General features: G+C 61.9%; 13 protein-coding genes and 1 pseudogene. 6 read left to right on the top strand and 8 right to left on the bottom strand.

Going from position 1 to position 14988, the window contains the following annotated elements; all coding sequences use genetic code 11:
- Positions 1 to 127: 127 nt before the first annotated feature.
- Positions 128 to 280, bottom strand: a complete 153-nt coding sequence (locus tag ACZ9HU_RS21595; RefSeq protein ID WP_476107955.1) for a hypothetical protein — start codon at positions 278 to 280, stop codon at positions 128 to 130.
- A 281-nt stretch (positions 281 to 561) separates the two neighbouring features.
- Here ACZ9HU_RS21595 and ACZ9HU_RS21590 point away from each other — a divergent pair, with 281 nt between their 5' ends.
- Positions 562 to 1410: a LysR family transcriptional regulator gene (locus tag ACZ9HU_RS21590; RefSeq protein WP_476107954.1), complete on the top strand. Its 849-nt coding sequence runs from the start codon at positions 562 to 564 to the stop codon at positions 1408 to 1410.
- Between the two features lie 72 nt (positions 1411 to 1482).
- On the opposite strand, the gene ACZ9HU_RS21585 is transcribed toward ACZ9HU_RS21590, so the two are convergent.
- Both ACZ9HU_RS21585 and ACZ9HU_RS21580 read right to left on the bottom strand, forming a co-directional pair.
- Positions 1483 to 2688, bottom strand: coding sequence for an NnrS family protein (locus ACZ9HU_RS21585; RefSeq protein WP_476107953.1), 1206 nt, complete (start codon positions 2686 to 2688; stop codon positions 1483 to 1485).
- Between the two features lie 39 nt (positions 2689 to 2727).
- A complete protein-coding gene (locus ACZ9HU_RS21580; protein WP_476107952.1) occupies positions 2728 to 2919 on the bottom strand; it encodes a hypothetical protein in 192 nt (63 codons plus the stop codon).
- A gap of 132 nt (positions 2920 to 3051) precedes the next feature.
- On the opposite strand from ACZ9HU_RS21580, the gene ACZ9HU_RS21575 reads away from it, so the two are divergent.
- On the top strand, positions 3052 to 3453 hold the full coding sequence (locus ACZ9HU_RS21575) for an RrF2 family transcriptional regulator (RefSeq protein ID WP_476107951.1): 402 nt from the start codon (positions 3052 to 3054) through the stop codon (positions 3451 to 3453).
- Between the two features lie 49 nt (positions 3454 to 3502).
- The gene (gene metB / locus ACZ9HU_RS21570; RefSeq protein WP_476107950.1) at positions 3503 to 4744 is read left to right on the top strand and encodes a cystathionine gamma-synthase; all 1242 of its coding nucleotides are present in this window, start codon (positions 3503 to 3505) and stop codon (positions 4742 to 4744) included.
- A gap of 316 nt (positions 4745 to 5060) precedes the next feature.
- On the opposite strand, the gene dhaL is transcribed toward metB, so the two are convergent.
- From dhaL to ACZ9HU_RS21555, 3 genes are read right to left on the bottom strand one after another with little or no spacing between them, the layout of a single operon-like run.
- On the bottom strand, positions 5061 to 6779 hold the full coding sequence (dhaL, locus tag ACZ9HU_RS21565) for a dihydroxyacetone kinase subunit DhaL (RefSeq protein ID WP_476107949.1): 1719 nt from the start codon (positions 6777 to 6779) through the stop codon (positions 5061 to 5063).
- Between the two features lie 24 nt (positions 6780 to 6803).
- On the bottom strand, positions 6804 to 8096 hold the full coding sequence (locus tag ACZ9HU_RS21560; RefSeq protein WP_476107971.1) for a spinster family MFS transporter: 1293 nt from the start codon (positions 8094 to 8096) through the stop codon (positions 6804 to 6806).
- Positions 8096 to 9307 (bottom strand): cytochrome P450, encoded by a 1212-nt coding sequence (locus ACZ9HU_RS21555; RefSeq protein WP_476107948.1) that lies wholly within the window; start codon positions 9305 to 9307, stop codon positions 8096 to 8098. The genes ACZ9HU_RS21560 and ACZ9HU_RS21555 overlap by 1 nt, the downstream gene beginning before the upstream one ends.
- A 175-nt stretch (positions 9308 to 9482) precedes the next feature.
- Here ACZ9HU_RS21555 and ACZ9HU_RS21550 point away from each other — a divergent pair, with 175 nt between their 5' ends.
- Together ACZ9HU_RS21550 and ACZ9HU_RS21545 are read left to right on the top strand one after the other, a co-directional pair.
- Entirely contained in the window at positions 9483 to 10016 is a 534-nt protein-coding gene (locus ACZ9HU_RS21550; RefSeq protein ID WP_476107947.1) for a MarR family winged helix-turn-helix transcriptional regulator, read from the top strand.
- A 265-nt stretch (positions 10017 to 10281) separates the two neighbouring features.
- Complete coding sequence (locus ACZ9HU_RS21545; RefSeq protein ID WP_476107946.1) at positions 10282 to 12627, top strand: TonB-dependent receptor; 2346 nt, start codon at positions 10282 to 10284, stop codon at positions 12625 to 12627.
- A gap of 108 nt (positions 12628 to 12735) precedes the next feature.
- Here ACZ9HU_RS21545 and ACZ9HU_RS21540 read toward each other — a convergent pair whose 3' ends face one another.
- Together ACZ9HU_RS21540 and ACZ9HU_RS21535 are read right to left on the bottom strand one after the other, a co-directional pair.
- Entirely contained in the window at positions 12736 to 13131 is a 396-nt protein-coding gene (locus ACZ9HU_RS21540; protein ID WP_476107945.1) for a hypothetical protein, read from the bottom strand.
- 17 nt (positions 13132 to 13148) lie between these two features.
- Positions 13149 to 14095 (bottom strand): IS630 family transposase gene (locus tag ACZ9HU_RS21535; protein ID WP_476107944.1). Its coding sequence is split into 2 segments (ribosomal slippage): positions 13149 to 13759 and positions 13759 to 14095, totalling 948 coding nucleotides; the frame shifts between segments, so codons are not numbered across the junction.
- Positions 14096 to 14284: 189 nt separating this feature from the next.
- On the opposite strand from ACZ9HU_RS21535, the pseudogene ACZ9HU_RS21530 reads away from it, so the two are divergent.
- Positions 14285 to 14893, top strand: a pseudogene (locus ACZ9HU_RS21530) (transposase); the annotation flags it as partial.
- Between the last annotated feature and the right edge of the window lie 95 nt (positions 14894 to 14988).

The raw sequence follows: 14988 nt of genomic DNA, 5'->3' as shown, positions 1-14988 counted from the left end.
AGGTGGGCCACTAGCGGGCAGGGTAGGGATTGCACAAAAGCAAAATTTTGAATGGAATAAGCAAATAAAGTGCATTAAATTGATTTTAACGTGAAATCTGTTCCCGTCTTCGGCGTAATGGGTTTTATCAGGCCCCGTCGTCGCGCCGGGCCATGATCGAGATCGCCATTGACATCGCCAGAATGACAAAAACGTAGAGGGAGGAATCAGCGAGGGCGAGATATCGCTGCATCAGCAATAGGGCGGCTGTAGCCAGCGCGAGCAGGGCCGTGGCCATCATGGTGCCGGGTGATGCGCCCAAGGCTTTGCATATTCTGCGGTATATCTCCATTGGAGCCATTGTGATGTCGCCCTTTCGGGCAAGGTTTAGCTGCTCGGCTTCCTGCCATCCAATGCCAATATTTGTGGTTCATCCATCGAATTTTTGCACCTTCTCCGGGTTCTGGGGCCAAGGGCGGGCGGAAAGGGCGGCCCATTGCGGCGCTTTATGAGGACAGTTCCTCATGCTAATATCCATCGGAAAATTGCATTGATTGAATTTAACACAAGGATTATTTTTGGATGGATATAGGCATCGCCCGCACTTTCCTCGAGGTGGTCAAGACGGGCAGCTTTGTGGGCGCGGCCAACAACCTCAATCTGACCCAGACCGCCGTCAGCGCACGGATCAGGGTGCTGGAGGAGCAGCTCGAACGGCCGGTGTTCATCCGCAACAAGGCCGGGGCAAAGCTGACGCCCGCGGGCGAACAGTTCCAGCGGTTTGCCACCACGCTGGTGCAGGTCTGGGCCCGCGCCCAGCGCGCGGTGGCGCTGCCGCCGGGGCGCCAGACGGTGGTGACCATCGGCGCGGAGCTTAGCCTGTGGAGCCCTTTGCTGCGACACTGGCTGATCTGGATGCGCCGGGAATGCCCCGATATTGCCGTCAGCACGCAGATCGACACGGCTGATCGCCTGATGGAGCAGGTGCAGGATGGCACGCTCGATGTGGCCGTGCTCTATGCCGCGCCCAGCCGCCCCGGTATCGTGGCCGAACTGCTGTTTGAGGAAAAGCTGGTGTTGGTCAGGACCACGCCGACCTCGGTTGAACTGACGCCCGAGGATCATGTGCAGATCGATTGGGGCGAGGAATTTGCGGCCAGTTATCAGGCCGCTTTCCCCGATCAGCCCAACGCGGTGATGTCGATCAGTTATGGTCCGCTGGCTTTGGAATATATCCTTGTCGCAGGGGGGAGCGGTTATTTCCGTAAGGGTTTCATCCGGCCCTATCTGGAGGAGGGGCGCCTAATACTGGTGCCGGGAAGCCCGGAATTTTCCCATTCCGCCTATGCTGTTCATTCCTCACGCGCGGATGCGGGCGTCATGGATCGCGTCAGGGCAGGGCTGAGCGCCGCCGCGCAGATCATCCTGTGATACTGCCACTTTAATATCAAAAATATTGCGGTAAATGATCAATACAGCCTGATCGCGTGAAGCAAGGTTTTGTCATTGGGGCTGGCCGTCCCGCCGGTTCAACAGCATCGGGCCATAGCGCAGGCAGAACCCGGCAAAACCCGCGATCCATGCAATTCCGGCAAGGTCATGCAAAGCCGGGCTCCATTGCGGGATCATGCCCGAGGCAAAGCGCAGCATGACCGCTGCGAACAAGGCCAGATAAAGCGCCGTCGTGATGCCGTCCGCGGCCAGTTCATGGCCGGTATGCCCGCGTGTGGCCCGCGTCATCACGGCCAGCGTCATCATGGCGATGCAACCGGCCATCCACAGATGCTGCCCCGCCGCATTGGTGGTAAGGGCAGGGGCCACCGCCGAAACCGCCATAGCCAGCGCACCAACCGGCAGGAAGGCATAGGCAAGGTGCAGCACCCAGACCAGCGGTTCGCTCAGCGTGCGATCCCCGGCCCATCGGGCAAGGCGCAGCAGATGCAGCACGCCCGCAGCGGCCAGCGCCAGAGCCGTAAGGCGGGATGAGGGTGCCACGATCCATGCCAGAGCGCCCACCAGCAGCACCGCCAGCGCGATCTTGTCGAAAGCCTGTTCGGGAGGCGTGGGCATCCGGCCGGGCCGGTTGCACGTCAGCCAGTTTCTGGTGAAAGCGGGAATGATCCTACCGCCGATTAGGGCGATCAGCATGATGACGGACGCCACGCCGATCCGCAGGCCTTGTCCCTGAGCGGCGAATTCGTGGCGGGCCGCTTCGCAATGGAACGTCGCATTGCCCAGCGTGAAAATGCCCAGAAGCACCAGCACGCCCAGATTGCGCCAATTGCGCCCGGCAATGATTTCCCGCGCGATGACGAGGGACAAGACCACCGGCAGCGCCAGATCCGCCATCGCAACCAGAACCGGCGACAGCATCTGCGACATCGCAATGGCAATACGGCCCAGCACCCAGAGCGAAAACAGCCCGATCAGCGGCCAGCCCACCATCGGCGCCCTGCCCGTCCAGTTGGGAACGGCGGTCAGCAGAAAACCGGTAATGACCGCGCCCAGATAGCCATAGAGAAATTCATGTGCGTGCCAGCTGATCGGATCAAAACCGGTCGGCAGGGCAAACAGGCCCGACAACATGCCGATCCACACCGCCATGGCCAGCCCGGCCCACAGGCCCGCCCCCAGAAAGAAGGGTCTGAAACCGTAGGTGAAGAGCGCGGGGCCTTGCCACGGGCGGGTCTGATCGGCGGTGTTGCTCACGTTGCGGCCCCTTGGATATGCGCGATATGGCAATTGGGCTTACAGCTCGTCGAAGAAGCGACGCAGGGCGGCGGCAAGGCCGTGGGGCGCATTGCTTTGGTCGGCGTGAACGGCTTCGACTTTTTCAGCCCAAGCAATGAGTTGCGGGAATTGTTCACGATGCCGCCCGTGAAAGTGCTGTTCGATGTGATGGGTCCGCGCCACCGGGTCGAGCATAAGGGTGTCGGTCACGATGTGTTGCTCCAATCCATTGGGAGACAATAAGCCGTTTAGCTGGAATCGAGCCTGTCCAGCGTTGCAAGGGATCGCTACGCTTGTTAATAGGCATTGTAAATACCAATTCATCTATCGAAAGATATGGCCATGCGTCTGACCTCCTTTACCGATTACGGGCTGCGGATGTTGATGCGCATGACGCGTGCGCCTGAGCGTGTGTTTTCGACCGCCGAACTGGCCGAGGAACTGGGCCTCCCGCGCAATCATCTCGCCAAGATCATTCAGAAGCTGGCGCAAATGGGAATTGTCGAAACCCGGCGCGGGGGCGGGGGCGGGGCCATTCTGGCGCGCCCGCCCGATCAGATTTCTCTGGGAGAAACCATTCGCCGGCTTGAGGAGGGACAAGCGCTGGTGGATTGTTTGACCACGGGGGGCGAGCGGGACTGTTCACTCGACGGCAAATGCCGGCTGAAGTTTCGCCTGATCGCCGCCGAGCAGGCCTTTTACGCCGACCTCGACAAGCATAGCCTGGCCAGCATAGTCCTATGATCTGGCGTCACGCGGCGCTTCATGCCGCCATCAGGACAGGAGTGCAGACATGACAAAAGACCGCCACGATCACCCCTTGCAAAGGGAAACCATCGCGGCCAGCCATGGTGTTGCGACGGATCCTGCCTTTGGCGCGGTTGCTCCGCCCTTGTATCTCTCGACCACTTATGAATTTGCCGGTTTCGATCAGGCTCGCCAATATGACTACGGCCGCGCGGGCAATCCGACGCGCGACCTCTTGTGCGATGCCTTGGCCCGGCTGGAAGGCGGGGCCGGGGCGGTGGTGACCTCCAGCGGCATGGCGGCCATCGATCTGGTGCTGGGGCAATTGTCGTGCGATGATCTGGTGATCGCGCCTCACGATTGTTATGGTGGGACGATGCGGCTGTTGAAGGCCAGAGCGGCGCGGCGGCATTTTCAGCTCGCCTTTGTCGATCAGTCCGATCTTGATGCCGTATCGGACGCTCTCGGGCGCGGCGCGGCGATGCTATTTGTCGAGACGCCAAGCAATCCGTTGATGCGTATTGTCGACATTGCCGCCTTATGCCGGATGGCCCATGCCGTTGGCGCACAGGTTGCGGTGGACAACACGTTCCTTTCTCCGGCGGTTCAGCGGCCCCTTGCATTAGGGGCGGATTATGTTGTTCATTCCACAACCAAATTTCTGAACGGACATTCCGACGTGATCGGTGGAGCGGTCATTGCGGCGCAGGAGCAGGCGGCGGCTTCCCTGAAGCAATGGTGCAACGTGATCGGCACCGCAGGCTCGCCTTTCGATGCGTGGCTGACCTTGAGAGGGCTGCGCAGCCTGTTTCCTCGTATGCAGCAACAGCAGTCCACCGCCATGGTCATTGCCGAATTTCTGCACAGTCACCCCACCGTTGCCAAAGTGCATTACCCCGGCCTGACCTCTCATGCCGGACATGATCTGGCCGGATCGCAGCAAACGGGTTTTGGCGCGATGTTGAGCTTTGAACTGGCCGGGGGGGAGGCTGCTGTCCGCCGCTTCGTGGCTCGTATTTCGGTGCTGACTTTGGCTGAGTCCCTTGGCGGCGTTGAAAGCCTGATCGCGCATCCGGCCACCATGACCCATGCCGATATGGGCAAGGAAGCTCGTCAAGCGGCAGGGATTAAGGACAATCTGCTGCGCCTCTCGGTCGGATTGGAACATGGCGACGATCTGCTGGCCGACCTCGGGCGCGCCTTGGAGGCAAGCGCCGACACGACCATTCCTCTTTGTCGGCATGAAGAGCTGGCAAGGGTGGAGAATGCTTTGAGGAAGGAGCGGTAGTGGCATGGTCTGGCGGCGGGACCATTTTTATGAATAATGTGAATTATGTAAATTATAGATGTACGGAAGCAAGGGTGCCGCACTCAGGCTACCCTTCACAGACCTTCAAAATCCCCAAGCCCATCCTGCGCGATGGCAGTCTGATCCATCACGCCACTCGGCAACAGCCTCAAAATCTCCACGGTGCCTTCGCCAAAGCTGCGCGCAGATCATCAACTTAACGCCATGCTGACGCGCCAAGCAATTCCTGACACTGCCGTGAAAGCCCATTTCCCGGTGGCGACGCGCGCTACCACCGGGATCGATCAACCCGCATTCAACCGGGCACAGCTTCGTTCGCCACGGCCGCCAGCGCGCCAAGCCAGATCGCCACCGCAACCGCCCCCGGATCGGGATGACCCTGCGTGCGATCTCCCAGATAGCTGGAGCGGCCACGGCGCGGTGCCATGGCGCTGGTCGCCTCGGCCCCGGCCAGAGCCGCCGCGTGGGCCGCCTTTATCCGCGTGCGCGCATCACCCTGTGTCTGAGCCAAGGCTTGCGCGGCGGGCACCAGCGCGTCGAGCATCGTGCGATCCCCCGGCGCCGCGCCGCCCAATTCCATCATGCCCTCGCAACCGGCCTGCATCGCGCGCGCCCATGCGTCGGCATCGCCTGCATCCTCCTCGCGCGCCAAGGCCAAGCCTGCGCGCAGTACGAACATCGCATAGAGCGGCCCCGACGTGCCCCCGACCGAGCGGCGCAACAAAGCCGAAATCTGCGACAGAGCGCGAGCGGGGCGCACCAGATCGAGCGTGTCAAAGGCACGCTCCACACTGTCCGCGCCGCGCGCCAGACTGATGCCCAGATCGCCATCGCCCACCGCGCTATCCAACCGGGTCAGTTCCGACTCGGCCTTACGCAGCGCGGCGATCACGGCGCGAATGGCCGCGCCGAAAGTGGCCTGCTGCGATGCGTCCGCCCATGCCGGGCCGGTCACCGCCTCGTCTGCGCCATAATCGGGCGCGGTCACCTGCGCCATCGCGCCGGGCGTGGTCGGCGCGCTCCAAGCCGAGGCCGCGCAATGGGCCTGCAGGCGCTCCAGCCGCGTCGCGTCGAGCCGCATTAGCGAGAGCGAACAGCCCGTCATTTCCAAAGCGCTGAGGAATGTGCCGCAATGGACGGTGCGCACGCCCACGCCCTGCCCCGCCAGATGGCGCAGGGCAAAACGCGCGGCAATGGCCAGTTCGAGCGCAGGCGTACCCCCCAGCCCGTTGACCATCAACGCCACCTCCTCGCCCGGCAACAGCTTGCCATGGCGCAGGATTGCCTCCAGCGCCGGTTCCAGCATGGCATCGACCGGGCCGATGGCCGCGCGCCGCACCCCGCTTTCGCCGTGGATGCCAAGGCCGAATTCGACCTCATCCTCGCCCAGTTCAAAGCCCGCGCGCCCGGCGGCGGGTACCACGCAGGGGGTCAGCGCCAGCCCCATCGAAAAGACATTCTCCGCCGCCGCCTGCGCCTCGGCCAACACCTGCGCCAGCGGGTGCCCTGCCTGTGCCGCCGCGCCGGCAATCTTGTGGACAAAGATGGTGCCCGCGATGCCCCGGCGCCCCACCGCCGCATTGCTATCGCCAAGGGCCACATCATCGCCCACCACGACCATCTCCACCGGCACTCCGCGCGTGCGGGCGATCTCGGCGGCAAGGCCGAAATTTAGCCGGTCGCCGGTATAATTCTTGACGATCAGCAGCACGCCCGAAGCCCCGCCAACGATCAGGATCGTCTCCAGCACAGCATCAACGCTGGGCGAGGTGAACACCGGCCCGGCAACGGCGGCGGTCAGCATCCCCTCGCCCACATAACCGGCATGGGCGGGTTCGTGCCCCGATCCGCCGCCCGACACGATGGCCACCTTGCCCGCATCGCGCAGCGCCGCATAATCGGCCCGGATCACCACCGTCTCGCCCGCCAGACGCAGCAGCCGTGCATCGGCCAGCACCAGCCCCTCGATCATCTCGTCGACAACATGGGCCGGATCATTGATCAGTTTTTTCATGGCATTTCCTCTCACGGAACAGTTTTAAACAGCCTTGCCATATCCGCGCCGGGCCGAAGCGATCAGCGCAAAGGCCAGCACCGAGGCAATGCCCGTCACCAGCGCCAGCGAACGCCCCACGGCCAGATCGGCGGCAAACAGATGATCGGTGGCCAACGCCACAAGCGTCGGGCCAAAGCCCAGCCCGATCAGATTGATGGCAAAGAGATAGAGCGCCGTCACCTGCCCCCGGTATTCATTGGGGGTGATGGCATGCAGCGCGGCGGGCGCGATGCCGGTGGGCACACCCAGAAAGAAGCTTGTCCACGCCAGCGCCGCCAGAGACACCGCAGGCGTGGCCCCCAGCCCGACAAAGGGCACGACCGGAATAACCGCCATCATGCCCAGCAGCGAGGCGCGCAATGGTCCATCGACATGGCCTGCCGCCGTCATCCGGTCGGCCAGCCAACCACCAATCAAGATACCGCCGCAACCCGCCGTCAGCAGCACCAGCCCATAGGCCAGCGCAATTTCAGCCGCGGCCCAGTGATGCACCCGGATAAAAAGCGAGGGCACCCATGCCGACAGGCCATAGCTGATGATCGAATTGACGCCGAAACCCACCACGATGCAGCCGATGGTGGCAGCCCGCGCGCGGAAGAAGGCGAAAGTCTGCGCAAGGCTGGGCATGGTCTGCCCCGCGAGCTCCCTGCGCGGCGGTTCGCGCAGCAGCAGCATGAGCGCGGCCACCAGCAGGCCCGGCAGGCCCACGATCATAAAGGCGGCCTGCCATGGGCGCACCGGCCCGACCAGCGGCATATTGATCCAGGCATGGCCCGATGTGGCCGTGACCGCCATGCCGCCCAGCACCAGTGCCAGACCCGAGCCGACAAAGACGCCCATTGTGTAGACACTCATCGCCCGCCCGCGTTTGGTGGGGGCAAAACTATCCGAAATCAGCGAATACGCGGCGGGCGAGAGCGTGGCCTCGCCCACACCGACGAAGATGCGGGCGATGAAAAGCTGGGTGAAATTCTGCGAGAAACCGCAGGCGACCGTGGCCAGGCACCACAGCACCATGCCCCCCACCATCAGCGCCTTGCGGCTGCCTCGATCGGCGCGGCGGCCCAGAAACAGGCCCAGAAACGTGTAGAAAATGGCAAAGGCGAAACCGTGTAGTAGGCTGATCGCGGTATCGTCGAGGCCCAGATCGGCCCGGATCGGCTGGACCATCAGGCTCAGGATCTGGCGATCGACAAAGGCCACCGTGTAGGCGAGCAGCAGCAAGGCGATCACCAGCCATGCCCGCAATGGGGGCGGATAGGCGGCTTCCTGCATCACGCGCGCTCCAACCGGACGGGCAGGCTGGCAAGGCCGCGCAGCCAGTTGATGCGCTGCCATTTGGCCTCGCCGGCGATCTCGATGCGGGCCACCTTGCGCGCGATGGCCTGGATCAGCACGTCGGCCTCAAGGCGCGCCATCATCTGGCCCACACAGGCGTGGATGCCAAAGCCGAAGGTCAGATGGCCGGAGGTCTTGCGGTCGATCTGGAATATGTCGGGCTGTTCCCACTGGCGCGGGTCGCGGTTGGCGGCCGCGATGAACAGGATGACTTTTTGCTCGGCTCCGATGTTCACGCCGCCAATCTCCGTCTCCCGCGTGGTGGTGCGCCCGATATAGGGGCTTGGCGCCTGATAGCGCAGCCCTTCATCGAATGCGGCGCGCGCCAGCGAGGGATCGGCGCGCAACCGCGCCCATGCATCGGAGGATTGAGCCAAAGCCTGCAAGGTCAGCCCTATGCCGTTGATGGTTGTGTCCATGCCCGCCGAAATGAAGATGCGCACCAGCAGGCCCGCTTCCTCCTCGGTGATCTCGCCATCGTCAGCGGCGGCAAAGATGGCTGCGCCCAGCGTATCGGGCGCCACAGCCTCGCGGCGGCAATTTTCGACCACCCAATTCATGATCGGTTCGGCGCGGGCCTGCGCAGCGCGGTAAAGCTCGTTTTTTTCGCCCATCGCGTTGAAATTCAGTTCGGAATAGATGAGCAGGTTGCGCCGGTCCTCTTTTCGAAAGCCCACCGCATCGGGCAGGGCGGCAAAGGGAAACGCCTCGGCCAGATCGACCGCCAGATCGACTTCGCCCTTTTCCAGCGCGGCATCAATTATCCGCTCGGCGGTGTTGGCGAAATCTTCGCGCAGGCGGCGCAGCACCGCAGGCGAGAGGATGCGGTTCATGATCCGGCGATATTTGCCATGCTGGGGCGGGTCGTTTTCCAGTATCAGGCTGGGCTGGCGCCAGTTTTCCTGTCGCTTGATATTGGTGAACCCCGTGCCCGAGGCCGAGGAAAAGGTCTGCCAGTCGGAAAACACGGCATGGACATCGGCATGGCGCCCCACCGCCCAGACATTATGGCGCGAGAGATAAACCGCGGGAGCGGTTTCGCGAATCAGCGTGTCGTAATGGTCGGGGTGGGCCATTACTTCGGGCGAAAAAAGGTCGAAATCGAGCGTGGGCGCGCAAAGGGCGCCGGTAGTGGGAGCGTCTGTCATGGCGGTCCTGATTCAGATGGTGATATGGCCGTGCGGATCGGGCAGAACACGGTGCGCGATTTTTGCCGCGCTTTGGCATTCCTCTCGTCCATTAGTTTACATGGCAACCAAGTCGTGTCAATCGGCAGGCTCTGGTCCCGCTTGTGCTCTGCGCCGGAAACGCGCAAAAAGGGGCATGACCGACCAAGCCCAATCCGCTCCGCGCGCCGCCTCTTCTGCGCGCAAAGTGATCGACCGCCATCTCTATGTCCCGCATTATCTCGTCGTTCTGGCCAATGGCATGGAGCGCTGGCAATCGCGCATCTATCTCAAACATTTCGGCATCGGCATCAACGAGGCGCGAATCATCACCGTGGTGGCCCATGCAGGCTCGCTGACGGCGGCCGAGATTTCCGAAATTCTTGTTATGAACAAGTCTATTACCAGCCGTTCCATGCAGATTCTCGAAGGGCGCGGCTTGGTCAGCATCGGCGAGGCGAAAAGGTCGCGTCCGATTGCTTTGACCGAGGAAGGCTATGCGCTGCATGACCGCATCGTCTCGGTCGCGCTGGCCCGTGAGGCTATGCTGCTCGACGGTTTTTCGCCCAATGAAAAGACCATTGTACTGGGCTATCTGGCCCGGATGTTCAGCAATCTGGAGCTGGCCAATGGCATCGACCCGCTGGAGGCTGAGCGCGGCCTGATTGATCCGCTTGATCGAGCGCGTTGACATTGGTTGCTAGATAAACCAAAAGGCATCCATCAGATCGCCAACAGAGCGACGCCAAAGGGGGATGTCCGGATATGATCGAAGACCAGACCTAAGCGACCGAAACAGGACCGGCGATGCAGGCGCGCGCCCGCATCGGACCTGCGATCCTCACCCAAAACACACTCCATGACCGGAGCCCGGACGGGCGACCGGCAACGCCCCTCTGCGCCCGCAAAATTCAGCGCGCAGGGTGCCAGACAACACAAATACATGGGAGAATCAGATGCCTGGCAACCGCCATTTCCTTTCATCACGCGCCCGCATTCTGACGTGCAGCAGTCTTGCCATGCTGGCCGCCGCCGGATGGAGCGCGCCCGCTCTGGCCGAACAGGATGCATCCGCCGCTCCTGTCTCGCCGGGCGAAATCGTCGTTACCGCGCAATTCCGTTCACAGCGTCTGCAGGACACGCCGCTGGCCATCACAGCCATGGATTCAAGCGCGATCCAGCAGCGCAATCTGGGCAGCGTGCTTGATGTCGCGGGTTTTGCGCCCAATGTGAACATCCGCCCCGGCGGCTCGGCTTTTGGTCCGGCCGCGCAGGTCTATATCCGCGGCATCGGGCAATATGACAGCAGCTTTGCCTTTGAACCGGGCGTGGGCATGTATGTTGATGATGTGTTCCACGGCACGATGCTGGGCTCGATCTTCGACCTGCTCGACCTCGACCGGGTAGAGATCCTGCGCGGGCCGCAGGGCACGCTGGCGGGCAAGAATTCCATCGGCGGCGCGGTCAAGCTCTACTCGGCCAAGCCCACGGGCAGCGGGCATGGCTATATCGAGGCCGGTTACGGCGCGTTCAACCGCATCGAGTTGAAGGGCAGCGCCGATTTCGCACTGGTGCCGGACCAGTTGTTCCTGCGCGTTTCGGGCGTGTCCAAGATGAACGACGGCTATCTGACGCGGCTCGACTATGGCTGCCTCAACCCGTCGAGCGGGGTTCCGGCGGCCACGACCAATGCGGGCTGCAAGCTGGGCACCGAGGGGGGCAAGAACATGCAGGCTGGCCGCGTGGCGCTGCGCTGGCTGGCCTCGGACCGGCTTGAAGCCAATCTTGTGGCCATGGCCATCGAGGACCATTCCGAGATCGGCGCCAGCAAGCTGCTCTCGCTGACCACCTCGCTTTCCATGCCGACGGGCACCAATCCGGCCCAGTTCATCACCGCACCCAATTCCTATACCAATTACGCCACCTATCTGAACCTGCCCTTCACCGACGCCAAGGGCAGCCATGGCGCTTCTTATATCGACCCGGTCAGCAAGGTGAGCGGGCGTGAAATCTATGGCACGATCGATTATAAGCTGGGCGATGACCTGTCGCTCAAGCTGATTTCGGCCTATCAGCGCTATAAGGGCAGCTATGGTTCGGACCTCGATCTGACGCCCTATTCGACCAATTCGGCCAATTACATCTATAATCACGAACAGTTTACGCAGGAAATTCGCCTCAATGGCTCCTCGCTGGACAATCGCCTCGATTGGACCGTGGGCGGCTTCTATTACAAGGCCACCAGCCGGTTTGGCGGCGTCACCTTCATCGCGCCGGGCACGGTGGCGCAGAACTTCTATGTCACGCAGGACCGCATCCCGGCGCGTAGCATATCCGGCTTTGCCCATGCATCGTATAAGCTGACCGAAGCGCTGACGCTGACCGGCGGTGTCCGCTATACCGATGACAGCAAGACCTATACGTATGGCCGTCTCAATCCCTATGACGTGTCGCAACCGGCCTATACGGTGGCGGGCGCAATCAACGGCGTGACCGGCCAGTTTGCCGCGACCCGCTGGGATTATCGCGCCAATGCCGAATATCGCTGGTCCAAGGCGGTGATGACCTATGCCCAGTTCTCGACCGGCTATAAGGGCGGCGGCGTCAATCCGCGCCCCTTTGCCCCCGAACAGGCGGTTTCCTTCAAGCCCGAAACGCTTGACGCATGGGAAATCGGCGCCAAGACCGACCTGTTCGACCGCGCGCTACGGATCAACCTGTCGGCCTTTTACAACAAATATCATGACATTGTTTTCACCAATGTCTCGCCCACGGCCAACAGCGTCACCAATGCCACGCCGGTCAATGCGGGTGACGCCGATATGAAGGGCGTCGAAGTGGAAGTGACGGCGCGGCCCATCGCGGGTCTGACCATCGACGCCTCGGGAAGCTGGCTGGATTTCAAACTGACCCGCATTGGCGCAACCGGGGCCACGATTGCGGGCATCACGCTGAACAATCGCGCACCCTATGCGCCGGAATGGAAGCTGGGCGGCGGCATCCAATATGCTTTCGCGCTGGGCAAGGCAGGGACCGTGACCCCGCGCTTCGACGTGAACTACCAGTCCTCCTTCTTCTCGAACATCGACAACAATCCGCTGGCCAAGGTCGATGGCTATGTGCTGGCCAATGCCCGCATCGCCTTTGAGGACGCCAGTCGCGACTGGCAATTCTCCTTCTCGATGACTAATATGTTCGACAAGTTCTATTATCTGAACAAGATCCGCTATCCGATCGGCATCGTGGTGGGCCAGCCCGCCATGCCGCGCGAATGGAAGATCAGCCTGCGCCGCAACTTCTGATCCGGGCAAACCCGGGCAGGCGGGGACCTATCCCCGCCTGCCCGGAGCCACCCGCTAGAGCCATTTGCGCCATTTGAACCACAGAAGGCCTCTGTGCATATAAGTCCTTTACCCTCCAAGAACCAAGCGACGAGCAGTGCAATTTGTGAAACCCCAACCCCAAAAATCATTCTGAGTCGAGAGCGCGTTAAATTCGATTTGTACCGGCGTCTTACTCACCTGAGCCGTTAGAAGCAGCGACATCGCCTTTTGCGGATCGATCGTACCATCTGTTGCAACATAAAACAGCGAATAGCCATTCCACATGCAGTTTGCGGGCACGCCACTCGGCTGCCCCGCTACCCTAAACCAAACTTGGTCATTGCCGCCTGCAGCATTGCCAATCATCACATTCTGCACAGTCACGGCGGTGGTGATATAGGTATCGCTTTGCGCCGATGCCGCCTGCGGTGCCAACGCAGCAATGACTAAACCCGCTACCGCCAGACCCTTAGTTTTGCTCATTCTAGAGCGGTTTCCACTCATTCCGGTTCATATCCGCACGAGCTGAAGTAGTTTGCGCATTCGGCGGGTTGGAAGATGTCGACGAGCTTGCCGATCAAGTCCCACAACCCGCTGACGGTTCGCTCGCTTGCCTTGCGGAGCATGGCCTTCAGGCGGGAGAATGCCTTCTCGATAGGGTTGAAGTCTGGGCTGTATGGCGGGAGGAAGCGCAGCGTTGCACCGGCCGCTTCGATCCTTTCCTTCACCGCCGCCCGCTTGTGACTCGAGAGGTTGTCCATGATGACCACGTCACCGGGTTGCAGCTCGGGCACCAGAACCTGCGCTACATAGGCTTCGAACCAGTCGCCGTTGATCGGCCCATCGAGCACCATCGGCGCGACCATGCCGGTCATGCGCAGGCCGGCCACCAGCGTGGTGGTCTTGCGATGACCATGCGGGTAGCCCATCCGCAGCCGCTCACCCTTGGCGCAACGGCCATGGCTGCGGGTCATGTTGGTGGCAGTCCAGGTCTCGTCGATGAACACGAGGCGTTCGGGTTCGAGGTCGATCTGCCCGTCGAACCAGCGCTGGCGTTGCCTCAGGACGTCGGGCCGGTCTTGCTCGATCGCGTGGCCGGTCTTTTTTTGCGCGTGATCCCGTGACGGACGAAGAAGCGATGCACCGTGCCGATCCCGACCAGAGCGCCGCGCTCGATCAATCGCGCCTGGACCTCGACCAGGGTCATATCTCCCTGCTCGGCAATCAGCTCCCGGATGAAGCCGCCGTGCGCTTCGATCCTGCCGGAATGCCGGTCGCCACCGCGCGGCTTGGCCACAGCCCGGCCATGCTCCAGCGCAAGTCGGCGCCAGCGGATCGCGCTCGACACGCTGACCCCAAAGCGCGCCGCCGCCGCATGGCAACTCAGGCCGCCATCAATCGCGGCAACGACCCTGTCCCGAAGATCCTGTGAAAGCGCTCGTGTCATCCATGCTGGCCTCCTGCCACCAGCAGGAAGTGTGAATCACAACGGCGCCGCGAAAGGAATCCCTGATGAGTCAGATCGTGTGGAAACCGCTCTAAAACTCCCTCGTCGCCTTAGCTGGATGGCTCGAAAAACTCTGGTGTTTGAGGTGCAAATTTGATTCACTTCCTGCTTGCGAGAGCGGAGGCAGGGATGGCAGGGCAGCCGGGTTTCTTTGATCTTTCGGATCGTTACGAAGCGCTGAGTGCGGCGGGCGATCCGCTGGAACGTTTGGCGGCTGTTGTGGACTTCGAGATTTTTCGCGGGCCGCTGGTGGCGGCCCTCCGGCGTAGTGTTCGCGGCAAGGGCGGACGTCCGCCATTCGATCCGGTGCTGATGTTCAAGATTTTGGTGCTGCAGGCGCTGTACTCGCTGTCTGACGAAGCCACCGAGTTCCAGATCAAGGACCGTCTTTCATTCCAGCGATTTCTGGGCCTGGGTCTCGACGGCACGGTGCCGGATGCGACGACCTTGTGGCTTTTCCGCGAGCGCCTGGTGCAAGCCAAGGCGATCGACAAGTTCTTCGCTCGGTTTGACGGCGCGCTGAAGGACCGGGGCTATCTCGCCATGGGTGGGCAAATCATCGATGCCACCGTGGTTCCGGCGCCCAAGCAGCGTAATACCGAGGCGGAGAAGGCAGCAATCAAGGAAGGCCGAGTGCCCGAGGACTGGAAACCGGCCAAGGCGCGGCAAAAGGATCGCGATGCGCGCTGGTCGATCAAGTACAGCAAAGCCAAGGTCCGGGAGGGCGCCGACCCGAAGGAGGGCATAGCGTGGAAGGTACGCTAAACAACGCTAAGGGAGAACAACCGAGGAACGCTTAGGCGGCGCGGCTGTCCGGCGGAAGATTGAGGGCC

This window comes from Novosphingobium sp. Sphag1I (genome assembly GCF_056279125.1).
The sequence above is the reverse complement of the archived record's forward strand: the minus strand, read 5'-3'. Positions and strand labels throughout refer to the sequence as shown.

Bases quoted from the DNA above. Each gene is read 5' to 3' on its own strand.
- ACZ9HU_RS21550 (WP_476107947.1), top strand. From the start codon at position 9,483: ATGACCGACCAAGCCCAATCCGCTCCGCGCGCCGCCTCTTCTGCGCGC.
- ACZ9HU_RS21590 (WP_476107954.1), top strand. From the start codon at position 562: ATGGATATAGGCATCGCCCGCACTTTCCTCGAGGTGGTCAAGACGGGC.
- ACZ9HU_RS21555 (WP_476107948.1), bottom strand. From the start codon at position 9,307: ATGACAGACGCTCCCACTACCGGCGCCCTTTGCGCGCCCACGCTCGAT.
- metB (WP_476107950.1), top strand. From the start codon at position 3,503: ATGACAAAAGACCGCCACGATCACCCCTTGCAAAGGGAAACCATCGCG.
- dhaL (WP_476107949.1), bottom strand. From the start codon at position 6,779: ATGAAAAAACTGATCAATGATCCGGCCCATGTTGTCGACGAGATGATC.
- ACZ9HU_RS21560 (WP_476107971.1), bottom strand. From the start codon at position 8,096: ATGCAGGAAGCCGCCTATCCGCCCCCATTGCGGGCATGGCTGGTGATC.
- ACZ9HU_RS21545 (WP_476107946.1), top strand. From the start codon at position 10,282: ATGCCTGGCAACCGCCATTTCCTTTCATCACGCGCCCGCATTCTGACG.
- ACZ9HU_RS21540 (WP_476107945.1), bottom strand. From the start codon at position 13,131: ATGAGCAAAACTAAGGGTCTGGCGGTAGCGGGTTTAGTCATTGCTGCG.
- ACZ9HU_RS21575 (WP_476107951.1), top strand. From the start codon at position 3,052: ATGCGTCTGACCTCCTTTACCGATTACGGGCTGCGGATGTTGATGCGC.
- ACZ9HU_RS21595 (WP_476107955.1), bottom strand. From the start codon at position 280: ATGATGGCCACGGCCCTGCTCGCGCTGGCTACAGCCGCCCTATTGCTG.